This window comes from Sulfitobacter sp. PM12 (assembly GCF_045586035.1).
In the GTDB taxonomy this organism is placed as follows: Bacteria; Pseudomonadota; Alphaproteobacteria; order Rhodobacterales; family Rhodobacteraceae; genus Sulfitobacter; species Sulfitobacter pontiacus.
This window is the reverse complement of sequence record NZ_CP151529.1, coordinates 731,148-754,072: the sequence shown is the minus strand read 5'-3', so window position 1 is coordinate 754,072 and position 22,925 is coordinate 731,148. Positions and strand designations below refer to the sequence as shown.

The window sequence follows — 22,925 nt, the reverse complement described above, 5'->3', positions numbered from 1 at the left end:
ACTGTGTCGAATTTTTGACGGCTATACCTTCGTATAGTAAGAATACCCTTAATCTCAGTCGCTCTCCAAACGGCGTTAACCTAAGGTTGATGTACAAACACAGGGGAAGGATACCGAGTTATGACGTTTCAAGCTTTCACCAAGACAATCACCGCCGCACTGTGCGGTGCCGCATTGGCCACTGCTGTGAGTGCACAAGAAGATGCCGTTCTGACCGTCACGGCAGGCGACATGGAACACACCTATACGATGGAGCAGCTGAAAGAACTGCCGTCGTCCAGCTTCGAGACCGAAACCATCTGGACCGAAGGCGCGCAGACCTTTCAGGGCGTATCGCTCAAGGATCTGATGGACACGCTGGACGTGTCCGAAGGTATGATCGAAGCAACCGCGATCAACGACTATGCGGTCGAAATCCCGATGGAGGATGCGGTGTCCGACGGGCCGATCATCGCCTATGCCAACAACGACAAAGAGATGTCGCGCCGCGGGAAAGGTCCGCTATGGATTGTCTATCCCTATGACAGCGACGTAAAGTACCAGACAGAAACGATCTATAGCCGTTCTATCTGGCAGTTGAACCGGCTGGCGATCAAGTAACCGCAAGGCATGTTTACCATGGCCGATTTGATGCAGGACGGCCCACAGCGCAACAGGGTAAGATATATTCTTGCCCTGGCGCTGATGGTCGGCATCCTGCTTGCCGGCTACCTGGCGTTCAACGTCTGGGACCGCGTGCGCGCCCTTGGCAGCGCGCAGCAGGACCATGCCGAATGGGTGTTCTCGCAGCTTGAAATCGACTTTCTCAAACTGGATGGTGCCGTTGAACAGGCACGGTCGGGTGCCGAAAATGATCTGGCGAACCTGCGCAAACGGTTCGACATCTTCTACAGCCGCACCGAAGTCGCCGAACGCGTACAGCAAAGCGGCGACCTGACCCGCGAAATCCAGAAGATACAAGCGGTTCTGGACACACAGATCCCCCTGATCGACGGCAGCGATGAGGCGCTCGCCGCCGGTGTGCCCGCCCTGTCGGAAGCGCTGGACACGGTCGAGGATATGCCGCGCAACATCGGGCTTGCCTCCATCTCCTTTGCCGCCAAAGCGGCGGAGGCCGAGCGCAAAGAGATCGCGCAGCTGATCGAGATCTTGCTGGTGATCGTGGTGACCGTGACCATTGCGCTGCTGGGGGCGATCCTGCGGCTGTCGCGCCAGACGATCACGCTCAACCGAGCCTCGCGCGAGGTCGAACGCAACCACTCTCAACTGGCGACCATGCTACGCGCCTCGCTTGATGCGGTGATGGTGCTGTCGGTGGATGGCGAGATTATCGATTTCAACGGCTCTGCCGAAGAGGTCTTTAGCATCTCGCGCGATCATGCGCTTGGGCGCAGCTACATCGAACTGCTGGTCCCCCCTAAATTGCGCCATCGCCAACGGGATAACCTCGCCCATTTTAACGAGACCGGCAAAACGCGGCTGGCCGAAACCGGCCGTCACGAGACAGAGATGATCGACGGCACCGGCCGCATCTTCCCTGTCGAACTTTCCGTGTCGCTGGCGCGGTCAAACGACGCGCCGGTTTTCGTCACCTATATCCGCGACATCACCGACAAACTGCAAAAAGAGCAAGAGATCATCCGCGCCCGCGACGAGGCACTGGATGCCTATCAGGAAAAATCGCGTTTCTTCGCGATGATGAGCCACGAGATGCGCACGCCGCTGAACGGCATCCTCTCCGCCATCCACTTGCTGCATGACGACAAGCTGGACGCCGAACAGCGCAAATACGTCGAAGCGGCGCTGAAATCCGGTGACATCCTGCTGGGCCATATCGACGACGTTTTGGCCATCGAACGCAGCGAGGCCGAAACCAACGACAACGAGTTGCAAGCCAGTGATATGGTCGCGCTGACCGCCGGCATGGTCAACACCATGACGCCACTGGCCAAGACATCGGACACGCGGCTACATCTGGATCAAGACGGGCTGACCGACACACCCATCCTGACAGATCCGCGCGCGGTGCAGCAGATTCTGGTCAACCTTATCAGCAACGCGATCAAGTTCAGCCCCGACGACGATATTGTGCTCAGCGCGACCTATGACATGGAAACGGACAATGCACCGATGCTGCATATCGAAGTGGCAGACAATGGTCCCGGTATCCCGCCCGATGACCTCAAGCGGATTTTCGAGGATTACGTATCGCTCGACAGCCGCTACGAGCGGCGCACAGGGGGCACCGGTCTGGGGCTGGGCATCGTGCGGCGGCTGGTGCACCGTCTGGGCGGCACGATCACCTGCGTCTCGGAGGTTGGCAAAGGCGCGCGGTTTATTGTGCGACTGCCAGCAGACTTCGTGCAGACAGAAGCCCCGCAGCCCGTCGCCCAACCGCAGCTTGATACCGAAGACACCCCCGCGATGAACCTGCTGGTTGTCGACGATAACGAGATCAACCGCGACCTGCTTAAGGCAATGCTGGGCCGTCTGGGTCACGAGGTCACCCTTGCCAGCAGCGGCCCTGAAGGCATCGATCGCGCGGCCGAACAGAGGTTTGACGCGATCCTGATGGATATTTCGATGCCGGGGATGAGCGGACTACAGGCTACGCAGGTGATCCTTCAAGGGGGCGGGCCCAATGCCGATACCCCGATCATGGCCGTGACCGCCCACGCCCTGCCCAACGAACGCGCGGCATTTACCGCGGGCGGGATGACCGGCTTTCTGCAAAAACCCATCAACACGCGCCGTCTGAAAACCGCGCTAAGCGAGCTTGTGATGCCCGCCGCTGACGGTGCCTCTGATGCGGCTGAAGCGATGCACGCCGAGCCGCAGCATCCGGTGTTGAACGCCAATCAGGTGAACGAATTGTTCGAACTACTTGGTCCTGAAAAGCTTGCCGATCGCATTGGCAATCTGCGCCAACGTGTAGAGGGGCAATTGCCGCCCCTAGCCTCTGCCGAGGACCGCGACGATCTGCAACGCAAGACCCACGACCTTGCCGGGTTGTGCGGCATGTTCGGCGCAGAGCGTATGCACGCGCTGCTCGCCACCATCGAACAGGACTGCAAACAGGGCGACGTGGAAAAAGCCCGTGATCAGGTCGCCAAAGTGCCCGCGGCATGGGCCGAAACCCTTGATGCATGGGAGGCGCGCCTGTCGGCGTAACGCCCCCTGAACGACAAAGGGCACCCTGATATCAGAGCGCCCCTTGCGTCATATTATTGCCAGCCGCTTAGGCGTTGGCGTCAACCTTCAACACGATCTTGCCGATATGGCCGCTTGTCTCCATGCGGGCATGCGCCTCGCTCGCGTCCTCGAACGCGTATTCGCTGTCCATCACCGGTGCGATCTTGCCCGCGTCCAGCAGTGGCCAGACCTTCTCGCGCAGCTCTTCGGCGATCTTGGCCTTGGCCAGATCGCTTTGCGGACGCAGGGTGCTACCGGTCATCGTCAGACGGCGTGTCATCAGCGTGGCAAAGTTCACCTCTACCTTGGGCCCGCTGAGGAAGGCGATCTGCACAAGACGGCCGTCTTCGGCCAGCGCTTGCAGGTTGCGCGGGATGTAGTCGCCGCCGACCATATCAAGGATCAGGTCTGCCCCGCCCTCGGCTTTCAGCACATCAACGAAATCCGAGTCACGGTAGTTGATCGCGGCCTCGGCCCCGAGTTTGGCGCAGGCGTCGCATTTGCTGTCGGTCCCTGCCGTGGCAAAAACCCGTGCGCCGAATTCGCGCGCCAGCTGGATCGCAGTCGTCCCGATGCCCGACGACCCGCCATGCACCAAGAACCGTTCGCCCGCTTTCAGGCCACCGCGCATGAACACGTTGGACCAGACGGTGAAGAATGTCTCGGGCAGGCAGGCGGCTTCCTTCATGTCCATGCCCTTGGGCACCGGCAGACAATGGGCCGCAGGCGTCGCGACATATTCCGCATAGCCGCCACCGGGCAACAGCGCGCAGACCTTGTCGCCGACAGCCAAACCGCTGACGCCTTCACCCACGGCGGACACCACGCCCGAGGCTTCAAGCCCGGGCAGATCGCTGGCAGTGGGGGGCGGCGCATACATGCCCGCGCGTTGCAGCGCATCGGGGCGGTTCACACCGGCATAGGCCACTTTGATCACTACTTGCCCGTGGGCCGGCTGAGGCATGGGGCGGTCGGTGGGTTGCAGCACTTCGGGTCCGCCGGCCTTGGTGATCTCTATCGCACGCATGGTTTCTGTCATCGACTACGTCTCCTCCGTAAATCAGTGTTGCCGCACCATAGGCACGGTTTTCGGCACACACAATGCGAACTGACAGGCGTCAGGTCGCGGAGGGTCTCACGTCAAAGCCCGCCACGGGCACGCAGGGCCTCGGCCACATGTTCGGCGTCGTCAATCGCCAGCACGGTAAACGGGATGATCATCCGCCAGCCGACCCGCTTGGTGGATCGCGCGCGCCATGACTGCGCCAGCAACTGGCCCTTTTGCGCCAGAACAGGGGTAAAGCGGATGACGAGGGCGATGCCCAGTTCGATCGCTCGGGTCTGGATGCCAAGACGGCGCAGCGGCGTTGTCAGCCATGTCACCACAGCCACCATCTGCGCCAGCTTGGTCGTCATGGTCACCAGATTCGCCAGCGCCACCGCTGTCATCATCCGCAACGTCACGGTCGCGCCCGCCATGATGTCATAGGTCACGATATGCCAGACCATGATCAGCACAACGAAGGGCAGCAGCACCCGCAAGCGCGCCAGCCCCACCTTGAAAAACCGCCATCCCGGCAGCGCATAAAGCAGCAGGGTCACCGCCAAGGCCGCCGCCTGCAGCGCGGGGTGGGTCAGGCTGAATAGCCCCATCGTCGCCACGCAAAGCGCTGCCAGCTTTGCCCCCGCAGGCCAACCGTGTGCGCGGGTCTCAACCGGGGAGGTGAGTGAAATCATCGCTTTCCCCCATCTCTTGCATCTGTGCCACAAAGGCTTGGGTCACCTGAGGCACCGCGCCGTCCTGCACGATCCGACCCTGATCGATCCAGATCATCCGGTCATAGGTCGCGAGATGCGCGGGGTCATGGGTGATGTGCACCAGATGCGCCTCTACCGCGTGCAGCACGCGCGTGAGATGCATCATCGTCGGGATATCAAGCCCCGCAAAAGGTTCGTCGAGTATGATCAGGCGCGGCTGCATGGCAAGGATCGACATCAGACAGACCAGCTGCCGCTGCCCCTGAGATAGCTGATGGATCGCCGCTTTCGCCCAATGGCTGCGGTTAAAGCGGGCAAGGATATCCGCCGTTCTCTCTGCGGCCTCTTTTGCGGTGTGTTTCAGCTGGGTCAGGCCAAAGCTGATCTCTTCTTCCACCGTGGGGAAGATAATCTGGTGATCGGGGTTCTGGAACAGGATGCCGACCTGCCGCAAGGCCGCCTTGCGATCCTTGACCACATCCACCCCGTTGATCCGCAGCTTGCCCGACGACGGGGCCACCAGCCCCGCCAGCACCCGTGCCAGAGATGTCTTACCGGACCCGTTCCGCCCGACAATACCAATCCGCCGCTCGGATGCCTGCAGTGTCACATCACATAGCACCGAGGTTCCTTCGGGGGTGTAGGAAACCTTGTCCAGATCAATCAGAAACGGGTGCATATGCGTGAGTACCAATAAGCCGCGCCCGCGCCGGATGCGGACGCCGCAGCACCTAGCAGGTCTGGTCTGGCGAGGAAAGCCAGCCTAGGGTCGCGGGCTGCCCCAGCTGCCGGGAAGATCACTGCGGTTCAGCCGCGAGGGGGCTTTCACATGGGAAAGCAACCAGTTGGGCCCGGCCATCAACATGCTGAGCGTCGGGCTGCTGTTCACCTGCGCCTTGACCTTTTCGATCTGCATCACGTTCTCGATCCGCCGATCAAGGAAGGCCCATGTCTCTGCGTGGCCCTCGCTGGTATCGCCCAGCCAGAACAGCACGGTCGAGGAATAGACCGCGCTCAGCGTGGCCCGTTTGGTGTACCAGTTCACGTCTTCGGACGTATCACCCAAGGCCGCCCATATGGCATCCGCCGTCCCCCAGACCAGTTTGGCCCCCTCCGGCGCATATTGTGGCAGGGCAAACAGGGTTGTCCCACGACGCACGGCCTCTTTGTCCGTGGCGGCTTCAAGACGGAAGCGGACCATAGCGGCAACCTTGGCCGAGAATTTCATCTCGGTCATGTTTTCGGCCTTCATCCGATCGATCATCTGCTGATCGCCACGCTTGTGATAGGCGACGGCCAGGTCAACGGCACCGCGCGGACAGACAGCACGCGCGACGGTCGGGTCCATGCCGGTATCGCTGACCGCAGCCTTGAACGTCGCCTCTGACCAGCCGTCAAACGCGACATGCATCAGCGCGGCATCCAGCAGCTGTTCTTTCGGTGTCTGGGACGTGTTCGTCATAGCGGCCTCCTGAAGGGGTGATTGGCTTTGCTCTAGACAATATAGGTTTCGGTTGCTATATGGCCAGTTCCTGCAAATCCTTGCAACTTCAAACTAGAAAGGTGGTGAAAACCACATGCAGGTTAGTGTTCGCGATAACAACGTCGATCAAGCGCTGCGCGCCCTGAAGAAAAAACTTCAGCGCGAGGGTGTGTTTCGTGAAATGAAGCTTAAGCAGCATTTCGAGAAACCTTCCGAGAAAAAAGCACGCGAGAAAGCAGAAGCGATCCGCCGTAGCCGCAAACTGGCACGGAAGAAATTGCAGCGCGAAGGCATGATGTAAATCATCCAAGCGACGCATAAGAATACGAACCCCCGTTACCTTTCGGTGCCGGGGGTTTTCTTTTGTCTGCCGCTGCGCGCGTGGTGACGCATGGGTACAGTAGACAGGACCCGGCGGCAGAGCGTATCGCAAAGCGGCCAAAGACAGGACAGACCATGACCCAGCCCACCTACCCCAGCGTTGCCCCGATCCACCGGCGGGCTGATCTGATCGTCCACCTTGTGGGGCTTGCGCTGATTCTGGGGGCTGGTGGCGCGTTGGTGATGAAATCGGCCACATCGCTGCAAACGGCGGTGACCGTCGCGGTGGTGGTCTATGTGCTTTGCGCACTGGCATCAAACCTTGCATCCTGCGCCTACCACTTCGCGCCGTGGCATGACGCGCGCAAACTCATGCGGCGGATTGATCATGCGGCGATCTATCCCAGCATCGCGGGCACCTTTACGCCGTTCTTCGTGCAGGCCGGCACGACATGGACGATCACGCTGCTTTGTGTGTCATGGGGGCTGGCGCTGGTGGCGATGTACAAAAAAATCACCGACCCGCAGGTTCAGGGCAAGTGGTCCACCGCATCCTATCTGGGGCTGGGCGCCATTGGCCTTTGCGCACTGCCGGACCTGACAGGGGTGCCGCTGGCAACACTCTGGTGCATCATCGGCGGGGCATTTGCCTATGTGATCGGCGTCGGCTTTTATGTGCGCCGCGCCATGCGCTTTCGCTATGCGACGTGGCACGCTTGGGTCAATATCGGCGGCATCGCGATGTTCGCCGGCATCTGGATGGCGCTGTTTCCCTCCGCGATTTAACCGACTGGCAGCGCTGTGGTGTTGCATACCGTGCGCAGCGCAAAGCTGGATTGCATCTGCCCCACACCGGGCAACCGCGCCAAATGCTGGCGATGGATGCGGGCGAAATCCTCGGTATTTTCGGCCACGACCTTAAGCAGGTAATCCGCGGCCCCCGCCATCAGGTGGCATTCCAGCACATCGGGAATACGCGCAACCGCCTTTTCAAAGGCGTCCAGCACCTCGTCCGCTTGGCCTTGCAGGGTGATCTCGACAAACACCGTCGTGGGGACGCCCATCTTGCGCGGATTCAGCAGGGCGACGTAATCGCGGATATACCCTTCGGCTTCCAGCCGCTGCACGCGCCGGTGACAGGCCGACGGCGACAGATGTACCTTTTCCGACAGGTCAGAGTTCGACATCCGCCCGTTGCGTTGCAGGGCAGTAAGGATGCGGCGATCGATGTCGTCTAGATTCATGTGGCGCAATACTTTCGCGTGAAATGACCAATATGCAGCAGAGTATTCGAAGAGCAAGGGGGATAACGGCCCATAATCCGTGCCCAATTGCGTATCGACGGGCGTACCGTAATTCAAATGCACCCTCAATAGGATGAACTCATGAAAATCGGTTGCCCCAAAGAAATCAAGCCACAGGAATTCCGCGTCGGCATGACCCCGAATGCCGCTTACGAGGCGGTGAACAAGGGACATGAGGTTGTTATCGAAGCAGGTGCCGGCATCGGCGCTGGTTTTGATGACGCCGCCTATACCGACGCAGGCGCGACGATCCTTGCCACCGCGCAAGAGGTCTTCGACAGCGCCGACATGATCGTCAAGGTCAAGGAACCCCAAGCGGTCGAGCGCAAGATGCTGCGCGAAGGGCAGATCCTGTTCACCTATCTGCACCTCGCCCCCGATCCCGAACAGACCAAGGATCTTCTTGCCTCCGGGGCGACTTGTATCGCCTATGAAACCGTCACCGACCGCAATGGTGGCTTGCCGCTGCTTGCGCCAATGTCCGAAGTCGCGGGTCGCCTGGCCCCGCAGGTGGGCGCATGGACGCTGCAAAAAGCCAACGGCGGGCGCGGCGTGCTGATGGGCGGCGTCCCCGGCGTTGGTCCGGCGCGTGTGGTCGTGATCGGCGGCGGTGTTGTCGGCACCCACGCCGCACGGATTGCGGCTGGCATGGGCGCGGATGTCACCGTGCTTGACCGGTCCCTGCCCCGTCTGCGCTATCTGGATGACATCTATGGCGGCGTGTTCAACACCTCTTACGCCTCGGCGGGCAATACGATCGAACTGGCGCGCGAGGCCGATATGATCATCGGCGCCGTCCTGATCCCCGGGGCCGCCGCCCCCAAGCTGATCAGCCGCGCGCAACTGTCCGAGCTCAAGCCCGGCGCGGCGCTGGTGGACGTGGCGATTGACCAAGGTGGCTGCTTTGAAACCTCGAAAGCGACCACCCACCAAGACCCCGTATACGACGTGGACGGCATCATGCACTACTGCGTTGCCAACATGCCCGGTGCCGTGGCGCGGACATCGACCATCGCGCTTGGCAACGCCACGATGCCGTTCATGCTGGCACTGGCGGATAAAGGCTGGAAGCAAGCCTGCGCCGACGATCCCCACCTCAAGGCAGGTCTGAACGTGCACGCAGGTCAGCTGACCTACGCCGCCGTGGCCGAAGCGCTCGGGATGGAGGCGATCACCGCCGATCAGGCCATCGCCGGTTAACCACCCCCTACGCACCACGCAAAAGGCCCGCAGTGCACCTGCGGGCCTTTTCGTTTCACGCGGTTGAAACGCTTACTTCTTGGCAAGCTCATCGCGAATTTGCAGCAGCACGTCCAACTGGCTGGGGCCAGTCGCCACTTCGGGGGCGACATCATCGGGGCGTTCGGCCAGCGATTTCAGCCGGTTGACGGATTTGACCAGCATGAACACCACAAAAGCGATGATCAGGAAGTTGATGCAGGCCGTGATGAACGCGCCATAGGCAAAGATCGCCGCGCCGGTTTCGCGCGCCGCGTCCAGACCGGTACCCGCAGGCACATCGCCGGACAGCACCACATACATGCTGGTGAAATCAACGCCGCCAAGGACCAGACCGATCACAGGGTTGATCAGATCGCTGACCAGCGAGGTCACAATAGCAGTAAACGCCGCGCCGATAATGATACCGACTGCCAGGTCCATAACATTGCCCTTGGCAATGAAATCCTTGAATTCTTGAATCATGTCTGTCCCTCGTATGATTGAAAGCCGTGTCTGCTACGTCGCACGACATACTGCGCATGCGTTAGCACAAGTTTTCCAAATAACGATGGATTTTTGTCGGATAAGCACGGTTTTCCCCCTTACAGAGGCGAAAACCGCGCAATCCGGTGCAAAGCGTGCTTACTCTGGCAGGGTGCCCGTCAGCACATAGCGCAGGATTTGCACGACCTGAGCGGGCTCTTGGGCGACAGCCAAAGCTGCGGCGTCGACCTCTTTCAGCGCGTGCGCGTGGTCGTCCCCATGCAGAATCACCAGCGATTTACCCAGAGCCGCCGCATAGCCCGCATCAAAAGCCGCGTTCCACTGTTTGTACTGATCGCCAAAACGCACGACCACGACATCCGCCTCTTCGATGCCCTTGCGGGTGCGGATCGCGTTCAGCTGTGCGCCCTTGCGGTCGTGCCAGAACTTGTTTTCCTCGGCCCCCAGAATCGCCACACCGCAGTCGTCGCTGGCCGCGTGGTCGGTGACAGGGCCGGTGAACACAACATCCAACCCTGCCGCGCCATCGATGATCTGATCGCGCCAGTCGGTGTGGATTTCACCCGAGAGATATACATGCAGTGTCATACCGCCTCCGTTCGCTTTAGCCGCGCAGCACGCCGCCGCTGGCTTTGGTCACCTTGTCGATCACCTTGGCACTAACCGCCTCGATATCCGCGTCTTTCAGTGTCTTGTCGCTTGGCTGCATCCGTACCGTGAGGGCGAGCGATTTTTTCCCCTCGCCCAAGGCACCGCCGATGAATTCATCAAAGACGCGCACATCGTCGATCAGGGCCTTATCCGCCCCCATCGCCGCATTGACCAGCGTCAGCGCGTCAATATCGGCATCCACCACAAAGGCAAAGTCACGTTCCACCGCTTGCAAAGCGCTGGTGTTCAGCGCGGGACGTGTGGCACCGGACTTGCGCGGCAAGGGCACCTCGGCTGGCCAGATGGTGAAGCCCATCGCGGGCCCTTTCACATCCAGTGCCGCCAGCACCCGCGGGTGAATTTCGCCAAAGACGCCAAGCACTTTTTTCGGGCCAAGGCAGATCTGCCCGTGACGCCCGGGGTGGAACCAGTCAGCGCCATTGCGGTTGATCTGCACCTTGGCGGGGGCACCGATGGCGGACAGGACCGCCTCGATATCCGCTTTAACGTCGAACACATCGACCGGACGGGATGCGCCATGCACATCTTTGGGGCCGGTGCTGCCGGTCAGCAGGCCGCTGATCTGCAGATGCTGATCGCCGGGCTCGCCGCCGGTGAAGACGGGGCCGACCTCGAACAGCGCCATGTCAGGGAAGCCCCGCGCCTGATTGCGGGCCGCGGCCTGCAGCAAGGCGGGCAACAGCGACGGGCGCATATGGCTCATGTCATTGCTGATCGGGTTTTCCAGACGGGTGTCATCAGTGCCGCCGCCAAACAGCGCAGCAGACGCCTGATCGATAAAGCTGTAAGACACACATTCGTTATAACCCAAGGCCGCACAGGCGCGGCGCGCAATCGCCTCGCGGCGCTGCATCGGCGACAGGACGGGCTTGGGCACGCCGGTCGTCAGGCGCGGCAAGGGGCGCCCTTCAAGCTTGGTGAGTGACGCAATCCGCGCGACTTCCTCGACCAGATCGGCTTCGCCCTGCACATCGGGGCGCCAGCTTGGGACATGCGCCATGTCGCCTTCCAGACGGAAGCCAAGTGCTGTCAGCGTCTTGCGCTGCTCGCTTTCCGAAATGGTCATCCCCACCAACGACTGCACGCGCGCCGCGTCCAGCTTGTAGGCGCGAGAATAGTCCGGCACCTTGCCCGCGACGACAACTTCGGACGCCTCACCGCCTGCGATGTCCAGGATCATCTGGGTCGCATGTTCGATGGCATAGGGCGTCCATTCGGGGTCGATCCCCCGTTCAAAGCGATAGCGCGCGTCCGAGTTGATCTTGAGCGCGCGGCCCGTGTAGGCGGTGCGCACCGGATCGAAATAGGCCGCTTCGACAAAGACATTCACCGTGTCCATGGAACAGCCGCTTTCCGCGCCGCCCATCACACCCGCGATGCTTTCGACCTTTTCAGCGTCCGAAATCAGGGTCATGCCTTCGCTGAAGGTATATTCCTTGTCGTCCAGCCCCATCAGGGTCTCGCCGCCCTTGGCGCGGTGGATGCGCAGGCTGTTGCCCGCGACCTTATCCGCGTCGAACACGTGCAAAGGACGGTTGCGGTCATAGGTGAAGAAGTTCGTCACATCGACGAGGAACGAGATCGGGCGCAGGCCAATAGCGCGCAGCTTGTCCTGCAACCATGCCGGCGACGGGCCATTTTTGACGCCGCGGATCACACGACCGTAGAAAACCGGACATTGGTCCAGCGTGTCTTCGTCGATCGAAACAGAGATCGGGCACGGGAACTGCCCTTCGACCGCAGGCACATCGCGCTGTTTCAGCGTGCCCAGACCACGGGCCGCGAGATCACGCGCGATCCCGCGCACACCCAAGGCATCGGGTCGGTTGGGGGTAATCGCGATCTCGATCACGGGGTCGACCTTGGCGGGGTCGTTTTCCGCCAGCCAGTCGATAAAACGGTCGCCGACATTGCCCGAGGGCAGCTCGATGATACCGTCATGTTCTTCGGATAGTTCAAGCTCGCGCTCTGACGCCATCATGCCAAAGCTTTCGACGCCACGGATCTTGCCAACGCCGATGGTGGTATCAATGCCCGGCACATAAACGCCCGGTTTCGCCACAACCACGGTGATGCCCTGACGCGCGTTCGGGGCACCGCAGATGATCTGCTGCACGCCTTCGTCGGTATCCACCTGACAGATCTGCAAACGATCCGCGTCGGGGTGCTTTTCTGCCGATTGCACATAGCCCAGCGTAAAATCCGCCAGCTTCGCGCCACGGTCTTCGACGCCTTCGACCTCGAGCCCCAGATCGGTCAGCGCATAGGTGATTTCATCAATCGACGCGGTGGTGTCGAGATGTTCCTTCAGCCAGGACAGTGTGAATTTCATGGCGGTGATCCTCATGCAATGCTTGCGCTAGGGCGTAGCGTTTAATCGGCGCGGTTTCAATGCGGTGCGGCTGCGTTTTGCGCCTAGCCCGGTGTTTTGGGCATCAACCCGTCCAGCTGGTAGCCAAGCCATCCGGTCGGGATGAAATGTCCGCCGGTATGGATGTCCAGCGTCACGCTGCGGTCGCCGGCGCAATTGTCCCAGGTGAAATGCGCGAACTCTACCCCCGGGGCGAGGGTCAGCGCGCCATCCAGCCGGCCCTTGCCACAGCGGAACGCCTTGCGCCAGAGTGCTACGACATTGGTGGTGTCATGTTCGGGCCCGCGCGGCAGGCTCATCCACAGGTCGTTGAGCCCATGCACATGGCGGACCTGACGCGGCGGGTTGGCGCAGGTGCTGGCCTGTTTGATCGTGCCCGACATGGTCAGCAGCCCCGCGATCCGGTCGCCGCGCGCGCAGGCATAACGCCACGCCATCGCCGCGCCGAAGCTGAACCCCGAGATATAGATCTGGCTTTGATCCACCGGATAGCGTTTCGCCACATCCGCCAGCACCGCGTCGGCAAAGGCGATATCCGCAGGGTCATCCTGCCAGAACCGCCACGCCCGATGCTGTGCCGACGGGGCTACTAGCATCACGCCACGGGGCTTTGTTTCGGACCCGATGCGCGGATGATGGATCACCGTGCGCCCACGCCGCAGGAACGCGTGAAAATGCATCATCACCGGCAGGGGGGATGTGCCGTCCCAATCGTCGGGCATCAGGATGTTGTAGCTGCGGTTGCCGAGCTTGCAGGGGATGTCACCGCCGCAGGGCGGGAGGGCTTGGGCGGTGGCGGGGGAGGTGAGGAGGAGGCTGAAGCAGAATAGGAGTATTAGATATTTCACCAGCGCAGCTCACGGATAGAATGGAACATTTTGGAAGCCTTACCACTGACTAATTTAGGCACATATGCCCCCTATAGACGGCGGTGTGATTAGGCTACTAATCTAGCAGTTTCTGAAGCGATTTAGGAATATCCGCTAATTGAAGGCACCAAAGTTTTCAAAGAACAGCCCCCAGAACACGGTAACTATTAGTACGAAAGTCAGAAGGTACACCCCTCTCTGGATGTACCGAAACAACCATTCGCGATAAAATAACTCCCCAAATACCGCGTTCTGATAGACATGGTGAGCAGCGTTGTGTTTGGGGTTAGCGTGCTTTCGGACGAACTTCAAAAAGTCAGTTGTACCGTAGTGGTTCTGACATCGAATGCATAGCAGCGCCAAAAACAAATAGGCTGTCAGCTCGATAGCGAGCACCAGCCTATAACCCTCCGCTTCACCGTTAATCGCGAATAGAATCCCCGTTACAGCAATCATCATTGAAATGTGAGCGAGTAAGACACCAGCTTTAGTTTCTAACGTGGATATCCAGCGCTCACCGTTCTGAACCTGCCCATCCATAGTCATTTGACCACCTAGTGGAGCGGCTCTGTGCTGGACAATCTTTCTTTCCGCAGCATTGATCCTATACGGACGGAATAGCGCCAGCACATACTCCAGCCTCACCGGCTCAAACCACCATGCAGCGTCGGCTGGTCCAAGCTTGCAAACCCGTAATGGCGCAACCAACGCAGGTCTGAATCAAAGAACGCCCGCAGATCAGGAATGCCGTATTTCAGCATCGCGATACGGTCGATACCCATACCGAAAGCAAAGCCTTGCCAGTCGTTCGGGTCGATCCCGCCTGCTTGCAGCACCTTCGGGTGGACCATGCCGGAGCCCAGCACCTCCATCCAGCCGTCGCCTTCACCGATGCGCAGCTGCCCGTCGACCCAGGAACACTGGATATCAACCTCTGCCGATGGTTCGGTGAAGGGGAAATGCGATGCGCGGAAGCGGGTCTTGATGCCCTCGACCTCGAAGAACGCGCTAAAGAATTCCTCCAGCGTCCATTTCAGGTTCGCCATAGAGATGTCTTTGTCGATCGCCAGACCTTCGACCTGATGGAACATCGGCGTGTGGGTCTGGTCATAGTCGGCACGGTAGACGCCACCGGGGCAGATGATGCGCAGGGGCGCGCCTTCGGCTTCCATCGTGCGGATCTGCACGGGGCTGGTGTGGGTGCGCAGCACGTGGGGCGGACGGTCGTCGCCCTCGGCACGGGCCATATAGAACGTGTCCATCTCGGCGCGAGCGGGGTGGTGGCCGGGGATGTTCAGCGCGTCGAAGTTATACCAATCGGTGTCGATGCGCGGCCCTTCGGCGACTGAAAACCCTAGCTCGGCGAAGATCGCGGTCACTTCCTCGGTCACCTGGCTGACGGGGTGGATCGTGCCCTGACGCGTCGCCCGCGTGGGCAGTGTCACGTCCAGCCATTCGCTGCGCAGACGTTCATCAAGGGCCGCATCCCCAAGTGCTGCTTTCTTCGCGGCAATGGCGGAGTTGATCTCGTCCTTGAGCGCGTTCAGCGCAGGGCCGACTGTCTGGCGTTCTTCGGGCGTCATACGGCCCAGCTCGCGCATCTTCAGGGCGACTTCGCCCTTTTTGCCCACGGCGGCCAGACGGATGTCCTCCAACGCGGCTTCGTCGGCGGCACCAGCGATCTGGCCCAGATATTTCGCTTTCAGGTCGTCCATATCGGCCTCATGTCTTTTGCTCGGGCTGGTGCTAGCAGAATTGGCCCCGAATACAAGCGGCAGGGCTATTTGAAGCGGGTCTTGTGATGCTGAAACCGCGGGCACATAGTGGCGCAAACCATCAAGGGGGTGCCGCGCGTGGCAGAGATTTTACAACCCGACGGCAACCCGTCCCTGCCCCGACCTGTCACACGGCCCTGGCTGGCGCTGCTTGGCCTGACGCTGGGGGTGACGGTCACAAACGGGTTCGCGCGCTTTGCCTACGGGCTGATCCTGCCCGCGATGAAGACCGAGCTGGACTGGACCTATGCGCAGGCGGGCTGGCTGAACACGGCGAATGCCATCGGCTATATCATCGGCGCGGTGCTGACGCTGCTGCTGATCGGGCGCATCGCGCCTGCGCGGTTGTTCGGGTTCGGCATGGTGACCACGACGCTGACGCTGTTGGCGACGGGATACGAGGCGACGATGGGCTGGCAGACCTTCTGGCGGATCGCGGCGGGGGTGTTCGGGGCGATGTCCTTTTCCACCGCAGGGGTGCTGACCGCGCGGCTGTTTCCGGGCGACGCGCGCCGCAATGCGCTGGCGATCGCGATCCTGTTCGGCGCGGGCGGCGGTATCGGGATCATGCTCGCAGGCGCGTCCCTGCCCCTGATGATAGAGTTCTGGGGCACCGGATCATGGCGCTATGGCTGGTATATCATCGGCGTAATCAGCGTCGCCTGCCTGCCCCTGTCCCTATGGGCCGCGGCGCGTTTGTCGGTGCCTGCACAGCGGAATACAGCAGCCGGCGGCATCAAGCTGCACCTGATCTGGAGAGAGCTTGCAGGCTACGTCGGTTTTGCCATGGGCTATATCGTCTATCTGACGTTCCTGTCTGCGTGGATGACGGATCAACAGGCACCGGCGCTGCTGATCTCGGCGGTGTGGATCATCATGGGGGTGGCGCTGATCGCCTCGCCCTTCGTCTGGCGCGGGGTATTGGCGCGGCACGCTTCGGGCAAGCCTTTGGCGATGATCCTGACCGGCATCGCAATCGGATCGGCGCTGCCGCTCGTCCTGCCTGCGGGTGGAGCCGTGGTGATTTCAGCCGTGGTTTTCGGGCTTTGCGTCTTCATGGCCCCCGGGGCGATCACCAGTTTTATCCGCCAGAACCTGCCTGCCGAAAGCTGGGCCGCCGCGATGAGCCTGTTCACCGTGGTCTTTGCCATCGCGCAGACCGCAGGCCCCTTCGCCGCCGGTGCCTTGGGCGACCTGACGGGCAATATCGGGTCCAGCCTCTTGGCTGCCGCTGCGATCCTGCTGACAGGGGCCGCTGTGGTGGCGTTTCAAAAACCGCTGCCGCAACAAGACCACGGCTGATCACCGCACAAACGAAAAACGCCGCCCCGATGTCAGGGCGGCGTTCTAAAACTTGGGGTCGGCAAAGGGCGCTTACGCGGCCAGTGCGTCTTGTGCTTGCTTCACGATGGCACCGAATGCTTCGGGCTCGTTGATGGCCAGGTCGGACAGAACCTTCCGGTCCACTTCGATACCAGCCAGGGACAGACCATTGATGAAGCGGCTGTATGTCAGTGCTTCGTCGTGGCTGCGCACAGCGGCGTTGATCCGCTGGATCCACAATGCGCGGAAGTTCCGCTTGCGGTTCTTACGGTCGCGCGTGGCGTATTGGTTGGCTTTGTCGACCGCCTGGCGGGCGACCTTAAAGGTGTTCTTGCGGCGGCCATAGTAACCTTTGGCTGCTTTGATTACCTTTTTGTGACGGGCGTGGGTAACGACACCACCTTTTGTACGGGACATATCGGCTCTCCTATCTTAGCGGTCGTAGGGCATGAAGCCCTTGATGATCTTGGCGTCGGGTGCAGACAAAGCTGTTGTCCCACGCGCGTCACGGATGAATTTTTTCGTCCGTTTGATCATACCATGCTGTTTGCCAGCCTGACCGCCGATGACCTTGCCGGTCGCCGAGATCTTAAAGCGCTTCTTGGCGCTCGATTTCGTCTTCATCTTGGGCATTTCCGTCTCCTTAACTTGAGTTCGGTAAGTGCGCGACTCGGCATGCCACGAAGGCCGGACGCGCGGAACGAAGCTGGCGTATAGGAGGGACAGGGGCCCAAAGCAAGGGCAAAAGCGCGAAACGCCTGCGCTTACCAGAACTTGTAGCGCGCAATCACATGCAAAACGGCGTCTGGCACGTCTTCCAACGCGTAGCCGCCCGGATGGGTGTTGATGGCATAGACGATCATCCCGCCCGCGATCAGCACCGTCAATGCCGACGCGCGCGGCGCACGGCCATCAGAGAAGGCCGACACGACAGAGGGGATAGAAAGCACAGCAAGGGCAAGACCAATCACCAAAATCAGATCAGTATCCATTATTCCTGCCCTTGCTCGATATATTCTTGTTACCTGACCAGAGGTTATTCCGGATCGGTATTAAAAATCAATCGTTCGTCGCAGGGTGCGACGCGCAGGATATTTGTGCTGCCCTCGACGTTGAAAGGCACGCCTGCGGTGACAACGATCATATCCTCCGGCCCGGCATAGCCTTCGTCACGGGCAACGCGCGCGGCGCTGACCACGGCCATCTTGAAGCGTTCCAGCGTGCCGGTCTGAACGCAATTTACGCCCCAGGTGAGCGCCAGACGGCGCGCGGTCTTGACCAGAGGTGACAGCGCGATGATCGGCACCCGCGGGCGTTCACGTGCGGTCAACAGCGCCGTGGTCCCGCTTTGGGTGAAGCAACAGATCGCCTTGATGTTCGCGGTTTCCGCAATCTCGCGTGCGGCGGCAACGATACCGTCCGCCACGGTCATGCGGTCCACCTTGCGCGACGATTCGATAATCTGGGTGTAGGTCGGATCCTGCTCTACCTCGGTGGCCACGTTATCCATCGTGCGCACAGCCTCGACCGGATAGGCACCGGCCGCGGATTCCGCCGACAACATCACCGCATCGGCCCCTTCATAAATGGCGGTCGCGACATCCGATACCTCGGCCCGGGTGGGGATCGGGCTTTCGATCATCGATTCCAGCATCTGCGTCGCCACGATCACCGGCTTTGCCGCCGCACGGCATTTGCGCACCAGTCGTTTCTGGATCGGCGGCACGTTCTGTACCGGCAGTTCAACCCCCAGATCACCGCGCGCAACCATGATACCGTCGCTCACCGCCAGGATGTCCTCGAACCGGTCCACCGCCGACGGCTTTTCGATCTTGCTCAGCAATGCGGCACGGCCCTTGGCCAGTTCGCGCGCCTCGGTCACATCTTCGGGGCGCTGCACAAAGCTCAGTGCCAGCCAGTCGACCCCCAGCTCGCACACGAATTCCAGATCGGCGCGGTCTTTTTCCGACAGGGCGGCCAGCGGCAGCACCACATCCGGCACGTTCACGCCCTTGCGGTTAGAGATCACGCCGCCGATCATCACTTCGCACTCCGCGAAATCGGGGCCGCATTCCTTGACCTTCAGACGGATCTTGCCGTCATTGACCAACAGCGATGCGCCCGGTTCAAGCGCCTGGAAAATCTCGGGGTGCGGCAGGCACACGCGGCGGGCATTGCCCTCTGCCTCGTCCAGATCCAGCCGGAAGGACGCGCCCTCGACCAGCAATTCGCTGTCCCCCGAAAAGACGCCCACACGCAGCTTTGGCCCCTGAAGATCCGCTAGAATACCGATCGTGGATCCCGTTTCCTCTTCGATCTGGCGGATGATCTGGTGCTTGATCCGGATTTCGTCATGGCTGCCGTGGCTCATGTTCAACCGGAACACATCCGCGCCCGCGTGAAACAGTGCCGATATCGTCTCGTGCGTGTCCGAGGCCGGACCCAAGGTGGCAACTACTTTGACATTCCGCGTGCGTTTCATACTGGTGACGTCCCTTTTCATCTGCGGGCTTTGGCAGCCCCTGCGCTCATTGCCACGGGTCTAACACGCGCGGCGGTCAGAGTGGATAGTAAATAAGTTAGCGTTAACATGTGTTAGCGTTAACACTTAGCGAAGATCGCCTGCCCCGTCTATGCCCACCACAATATGACAGCACGATGACAGCGGGCGGCGGAAGGCCGTGCCACATTCACGGCCCGCCGCCTTGAACCCGCACCGGCCAACCCATAGCTTGGGCCCACCCCACACGCAGGAGAGCATAATGCCCACACAACAGGAAATCGAACTTCAGGCCGCTGCGTTTCGCCGGCTGCAACAGCACCTGATGCAAGACCGCACGGACGTGCAGAACATCGATATGATGAACCTGGCCGGATTTTGCCGCAACTGCCTGTCGCGCTGGTATCAAGAAGCCGCAAACGAACGCGGGATCGACATGGGCAAGGAAGAAGCGCGCGAGCTGTTCTACGGCATGACCATGGACGCATGGAAAGCCAACTATCAGACCGACGCCAAGGACGCGCAGAAAGAGGCGTTCAAGGTCGCCTTCGAACAGAACGTCGGCGAAAAGGGCTGACCGCGCGCAGCCAGCCCCTTGGCAAGGCGGGTTAGACCGCCGCCTTGCGCATCTCGTCCAGATAGATCTCGCGCAGCCGCGGCGCGACCTTGCCCGGTGTTCCATCGCCCAAGGCCACGCCGTCGATCTCGACCACGGGCATGACAAAGGCGCTGGCGGAGGTGGTAAACGCCTCATCCGCCTGCTGCGCTTCGTGGATGGTAAAGTTACGCTCTTCCACCACCATCTGCGCCTCTTTGGCAAAACGCAGAACCGCAGCGCGGGTGATGCCGTGCAAAATCTCGTTGCTCAGGGCGCGGGTGATGATCTTGTTGCCCATCACGATATAGGCGTTGTTACTGGTGCCTTCGGTGACAAAACCGTCCTCGACCATCCAGGCATCATCGCAGCCCGCCTTCTTGGCCATCATCTTGCCCATCGACGGATACAGCAGCTGCACCGTCTTGATGTCGCGACGGCCCCAGCGGATGTCTTCGATGCTGATGATCTTGGCACCTTTCTTGGCGGCGGGGCTGTCGGCCAGACCCGGCTTGGACTGGGTGAACAAGACGATCGTCGGCTCTGTCGTCTCGGGATCGGGGAAGGCAAAGTCGCGGTCCCCGTCCGATCCGCGGGTGATCTGCAAATAGATCAGCCCCTCGTCGATCTCGTTCACGCGCACCAGCTCGCGGTGGACCTCCAGCAGGTCCTCCTTCGAGATCGGGTTGCGCATCTGTAGCTCGTTCAACGACCGGCTGAGCCGGATGGCATGGCCGTCAAAGTCGATCAGCTTGCCGTCCAGCACGCTGGTGACCTCATAGACCCCGTCCGCCATCAGAAACCCGCGATCAAAGATCGAAACCTTGGCTTCGGTCTCGGGCAGGTATTCACCGTTCACATATACAGTCCGCATGTCTTATCCCCAAAGCTTGGCCGCAGGCGGATGCACCCCGGCGGCGTCAAATGTCAAAGCGTTGTCGCGGTCTTCGGCCAGAAGCAGCGGCCCGTCAAGGTCCACGACCTTTGCCCCCTGCGCCACCAGCACCGCCGGCGCCATCGCGAGCGACGACCCGACCATGCACCCCACCATGACGTCATAGCCCTGCGCGACAGCCGCATCGCGCAGCGCCAGCGCCTCTGTCAGACCACCGGTCTTGTCCAGCTTGATGTTGACCACATCGTATTTGCCCTTCAGCGCAGCAAGGCTCGCACGGTCATGACAGCTTTCATCGGCACAGACCGGCACGGGCCGCTCCATCCCGACGAGCGCATCGTCATCCCCTGCGGGCAAAGGCTGTTCAACCAAAGACACACCCAGCCGCACCAGATGCGGGGCAAGATCGGCGTATACCGCAGCCGACCAGCCCTCATTCGCATCGATGATGATCTGCGCATCAGGCGCACCGGCGCGCACGGCCTCAAGGCGGGGCATATCATCCGGCGTGCCCAGCTTGATCTTCAACAGCGGGCGATGCGCATGCAAGGCGGCCTGTTCGCGCATCTTTTCGGGGCTATCCAACGACAGGGTAAAGGCCGTGATCTCGGGCCCCGGTCGCGCCAGCCCCGCCAGCTCCCACACAGGTTTACCCGCCTGCTTGGCTTGCAGATCCCATAGGGCACAATCCACTGCATTGCGCGCGGCACCAGCCGGCAGCAGGTCATACAGCGCATCACGCGTCAGCGGCCCGCGCAGCGCTTCGATCTCTGCCGTGACCGACTCCAGCGTCTCGCCATACCGGGCATAGGGCACACATTCGCCCCAACCCGTCACGCCGCCATCGGTGATCCGCACCGTGAGCACCTGCGCCTCGGTCCGCGATCCACGCGAAATGGTAAAGACCTGCGCCAGCCGAAAGACATCCCGGCTTACCTCAATACGCATATCCGCTCCTTCATTTTGCAACTTAAACTCTCCCCGAAGGGCCGATCAGAGGGCTGCCAAAGCCTCCGCCAGTCTCGCGGCACCTTGGCGGAACGGGTCCACGGCTGGCAAGCCCAAGCGTTGTTCGACCTCGGCCAGATAGGCGTCTGCCTCTGCCTCCGACAGATGCTGGGTATTGATCGAGATACCGACCACCTGACAGCCTGCGTTGGCAACCTTTGCCAGCGTCAGTGCCACGTCGCGCACGTCTTCCAACGTGGGCAGCGTGTAGTCGGGCAGTCCGCGCATGGTCTTGCGGGTCGGCTCGTGGCACAGGATCAACGCATCGGGTTGGCCGCCGTGGATCAGCGCCATGGTGACGCCGGAATAGGACACGTGGAACAGGCTGCCCTGCCCTTCGATGATATCCCAGTGATCATCGTCATTGTCGGGGGTCAGATACTCGATCGAGCCGGCCATGAAATCCGCGATCACGGCATCCAAAGGCACACCTTCGCCGGTGATCAGAATACCGGTCTGGCCCGTCGCGCGGAAGCTGCTTTTCAGCCCCTTCTCTTTCATCGCCGCGTCCAGCGCCAACGCGGTATACATCTTGCCGACCGAACAATCGGTGCCGACCGCCAGCACGCGCTTGCCGCTGCGTTTGACGCCATTCGCAATCGGGTACTGCACCGACGGGATACGCACATCATGCAAGCTGCGCCCGTGTTTCTCGGCGGCGGCCACGAGCTCTGGCTCGTTGCGCAGCAGGTTATGCAAGCCGGATGCCAGATCGAAACCGGCCTCCAGCGCGTCGACCAGCACGGCGCGCCATGTGGCGCTGATGGTGCCCCCGCGGTTGGCGACGCCAATCACCAGGGTCTGCGCGCCTGCGTCTTTCGCTTGCGCAAGCGTCATATCGGTCAGACCCAGATCCGCCTTGCACCCGTGCAGCCGCAGCTGACCGACGGCATTTTCAGGACGCCAGTCCTTGATGCCCTGCGCCACTTTAACCGCAAGGTGATCCGGCGCGTCGCCCAGAAAAAGAAGATAAGGTGTTTTGATCATGATCACATGCTCCTGCAATTTGGCTTTGGCTCAGTTTCGCAGCCTTTCGGCGCGATAAGGTTGCAAATGAGTGGTAGGCGCAAGAGATGGCGCAGAAATTTTGCAGGTATCTGCCGATGCGAGCAAGAACTGTGCACAGAAATTCAG

At 60.9% G+C, this 22,925-nt stretch carries 25 protein-coding genes; 7 read left to right on the top strand and 18 right to left on the bottom strand.

Annotated features, from left to right (window positions below; all coding sequences use genetic code 11):
• The first annotated feature begins 120 nt into the window (after positions 1 to 120).
• Together AADW22_RS03595 and AADW22_RS03590 are read left to right on the top strand one after the other, a co-directional pair.
• Positions 121 to 600, top strand: coding sequence for a molybdopterin-dependent oxidoreductase (locus tag AADW22_RS03595; protein WP_009825937.1), 480 nt, complete (start codon positions 121 to 123; stop codon positions 598 to 600).
• A gap of 18 nt (positions 601 to 618) precedes the next feature.
• Entirely contained in the window at positions 619 to 3,171 is a 2,553-nt protein-coding gene (locus tag AADW22_RS03590; protein WP_407474274.1) for an ATP-binding protein, read from the top strand.
• Positions 3,172 to 3,238: 67 nt separating this feature from the next.
• Here the strand turns inward: AADW22_RS03590 and AADW22_RS03585 are convergent, their stop codons facing one another.
• From AADW22_RS03585 to AADW22_RS03570, 4 genes are all read right to left on the bottom strand, one after another.
• On the bottom strand, positions 3,239 to 4,231 hold the full coding sequence (locus tag AADW22_RS03585) for an NAD(P)H-quinone oxidoreductase (RefSeq protein WP_037943108.1): 993 nt from the start codon (positions 4,229 to 4,231) through the stop codon (positions 3,239 to 3,241).
• A gap of 101 nt (positions 4,232 to 4,332) precedes the next feature.
• Positions 4,333 to 4,929, bottom strand: coding sequence for a CbiQ family ECF transporter T component (locus AADW22_RS03580; protein ID WP_407474273.1), 597 nt, complete (start codon positions 4,927 to 4,929; stop codon positions 4,333 to 4,335).
• A complete protein-coding gene (locus AADW22_RS03575; RefSeq protein ID WP_407474574.1) occupies positions 4,904 to 5,629 on the bottom strand; it encodes an energy-coupling factor ABC transporter ATP-binding protein in 726 nt (241 codons plus the stop codon). The genes AADW22_RS03580 and AADW22_RS03575 overlap by 26 nt, the downstream gene beginning before the upstream one ends.
• 84 nt (positions 5,630 to 5,713) lie before the next feature.
• Positions 5,714 to 6,412, bottom strand: coding sequence for a COQ9 family protein (locus tag AADW22_RS03570; RefSeq protein WP_005851232.1), 699 nt, complete (start codon positions 6,410 to 6,412; stop codon positions 5,714 to 5,716).
• Positions 6,413 to 6,527: 115 nt separating this feature from the next.
• Between AADW22_RS03570 and rpsU the strand changes: the two genes are divergently transcribed.
• Both rpsU and AADW22_RS03560 read left to right on the top strand, forming a co-directional pair.
• The gene (rpsU, locus tag AADW22_RS03565) at positions 6,528 to 6,734 is read left to right on the top strand and encodes a 30S ribosomal protein S21 (protein ID WP_005851231.1); all 207 of its coding nucleotides are present in this window, start codon (positions 6,528 to 6,530) and stop codon (positions 6,732 to 6,734) included.
• Positions 6,735 to 6,889: 155 nt separating this feature from the next.
• Complete coding sequence (locus tag AADW22_RS03560; RefSeq protein WP_009825931.1) at positions 6,890 to 7,540, top strand: hemolysin III family protein; 651 nt, start codon at positions 6,890 to 6,892, stop codon at positions 7,538 to 7,540.
• On the opposite strand, the gene AADW22_RS03555 is transcribed toward AADW22_RS03560, so the two are convergent.
• Positions 7,537 to 7,998 carry an Lrp/AsnC family transcriptional regulator gene (locus tag AADW22_RS03555; RefSeq protein ID WP_407474272.1) on the bottom strand — a complete coding sequence of 154 codons (462 nt, stop codon included), beginning with the start codon at positions 7,996 to 7,998 and terminating at the stop codon, positions 7,537 to 7,539. The two genes, AADW22_RS03560 and AADW22_RS03555, sit on opposite strands and share 4 nt — an antisense overlap.
• Positions 7,999 to 8,139: 141 nt before the next feature.
• On the opposite strand from AADW22_RS03555, the gene ald reads away from it, so the two are divergent.
• Positions 8,140 to 9,258 carry an alanine dehydrogenase gene (gene ald / locus AADW22_RS03550; protein ID WP_180828634.1) on the top strand — a complete coding sequence of 373 codons (1,119 nt, stop codon included), beginning with the start codon at positions 8,140 to 8,142 and terminating at the stop codon, positions 9,256 to 9,258.
• A gap of 72 nt (positions 9,259 to 9,330) precedes the next feature.
• Here ald and mscL read toward each other — a convergent pair whose 3' ends face one another.
• From mscL to pheS, 6 genes are all read right to left on the bottom strand, one after another.
• The gene (gene mscL / locus AADW22_RS03545; RefSeq protein ID WP_005851224.1) at positions 9,331 to 9,762 is read right to left on the bottom strand and encodes a large conductance mechanosensitive channel protein MscL; all 432 of its coding nucleotides are present in this window, start codon (positions 9,760 to 9,762) and stop codon (positions 9,331 to 9,333) included.
• A gap of 159 nt (positions 9,763 to 9,921) precedes the next feature.
• The gene (locus AADW22_RS03540; protein ID WP_009825928.1) at positions 9,922 to 10,371 is read right to left on the bottom strand and encodes a YtoQ family protein; all 450 of its coding nucleotides are present in this window, start codon (positions 10,369 to 10,371) and stop codon (positions 9,922 to 9,924) included.
• A gap of 16 nt (positions 10,372 to 10,387) precedes the next feature.
• A complete protein-coding gene (pheT, locus tag AADW22_RS03535; RefSeq protein WP_407474271.1) occupies positions 10,388 to 12,787 on the bottom strand; it encodes a phenylalanine--tRNA ligase subunit beta in 2,400 nt (799 codons plus the stop codon).
• 83 nt (positions 12,788 to 12,870) lie between these two features.
• Positions 12,871 to 13,674 carry an alpha/beta hydrolase family esterase gene (locus tag AADW22_RS03530; protein ID WP_407474270.1) on the bottom strand — a complete coding sequence of 268 codons (804 nt, stop codon included), beginning with the start codon at positions 13,672 to 13,674 and terminating at the stop codon, positions 12,871 to 12,873.
• 135 nt (positions 13,675 to 13,809) lie between these two features.
• Entirely contained in the window at positions 13,810 to 14,325 is a 516-nt protein-coding gene (locus tag AADW22_RS03525; protein WP_407474269.1) for a hypothetical protein, read from the bottom strand.
• Positions 14,326 to 14,336: 11 nt separating this feature from the next.
• Entirely contained in the window at positions 14,337 to 15,410 is a 1,074-nt protein-coding gene (gene pheS / locus AADW22_RS03520) for a phenylalanine--tRNA ligase subunit alpha (RefSeq protein ID WP_184583296.1), read from the bottom strand.
• Positions 15,411 to 15,548: 138 nt separating this feature from the next.
• Between pheS and AADW22_RS03515 the strand changes: the two genes are divergently transcribed.
• Entirely contained in the window at positions 15,549 to 16,772 is a 1,224-nt protein-coding gene (locus AADW22_RS03515) for a YbfB/YjiJ family MFS transporter (RefSeq protein ID WP_407474268.1), read from the top strand.
• Between the two features lie 72 nt (positions 16,773 to 16,844).
• Here the strand turns inward: AADW22_RS03515 and rplT are convergent, their stop codons facing one another.
• The 4 genes from rplT to pyk form a co-directional block, all read right to left on the bottom strand.
• Complete coding sequence (gene rplT, locus AADW22_RS03510; RefSeq protein ID WP_005851211.1) at positions 16,845 to 17,210, bottom strand: 50S ribosomal protein L20; 366 nt, start codon at positions 17,208 to 17,210, stop codon at positions 16,845 to 16,847.
• Positions 17,211 to 17,225: 15 nt separating this feature from the next.
• Positions 17,226 to 17,426, bottom strand: a complete 201-nt coding sequence (gene rpmI, locus AADW22_RS03505) for a 50S ribosomal protein L35 (protein ID WP_005851209.1) — start codon at positions 17,424 to 17,426, stop codon at positions 17,226 to 17,228.
• Positions 17,427 to 17,557: 131 nt separating this feature from the next.
• On the bottom strand, positions 17,558 to 17,785 hold the full coding sequence (locus tag AADW22_RS03500; protein WP_005851207.1) for a hypothetical protein: 228 nt from the start codon (positions 17,783 to 17,785) through the stop codon (positions 17,558 to 17,560).
• Positions 17,786 to 17,829: 44 nt separating this feature from the next.
• Entirely contained in the window at positions 17,830 to 19,275 is a 1,446-nt protein-coding gene (gene pyk, locus AADW22_RS03495) for a pyruvate kinase (protein ID WP_037964794.1), read from the bottom strand.
• A gap of 280 nt (positions 19,276 to 19,555) precedes the next feature.
• Here pyk and AADW22_RS03490 point away from each other — a divergent pair, with 280 nt between their 5' ends.
• A complete protein-coding gene (locus AADW22_RS03490) occupies positions 19,556 to 19,870 on the top strand; it encodes a DUF1244 domain-containing protein (RefSeq protein WP_009825922.1) in 315 nt (104 codons plus the stop codon).
• Positions 19,871 to 19,901: 31 nt separating this feature from the next.
• On the opposite strand, the gene AADW22_RS03485 is transcribed toward AADW22_RS03490, so the two are convergent.
• Genes AADW22_RS03485 through dgcN form a run of 3 tightly spaced genes read right to left on the bottom strand, consistent with a single transcriptional unit; the run spans position 19,902 to position 22,778 of the window.
• Positions 19,902 to 20,762 (bottom strand): D-amino-acid transaminase, encoded by an 861-nt coding sequence (locus tag AADW22_RS03485; protein ID WP_005851201.1) that lies wholly within the window; start codon positions 20,760 to 20,762, stop codon positions 19,902 to 19,904.
• 3 nt (positions 20,763 to 20,765) lie between these two features.
• Positions 20,766 to 21,731, bottom strand: a complete 966-nt coding sequence (gene dgcA / locus AADW22_RS03480; RefSeq protein ID WP_407474267.1) for an N-acetyl-D-Glu racemase DgcA — start codon at positions 21,729 to 21,731, stop codon at positions 20,766 to 20,768.
• A 45-nt stretch (positions 21,732 to 21,776) separates the two neighbouring features.
• Complete coding sequence (dgcN, locus tag AADW22_RS03475) at positions 21,777 to 22,778, bottom strand: N-acetyltransferase DgcN (protein WP_407474266.1); 1,002 nt, start codon at positions 22,776 to 22,778, stop codon at positions 21,777 to 21,779.
• Positions 22,779 to 22,925: the final 147 nt, after the last annotated feature.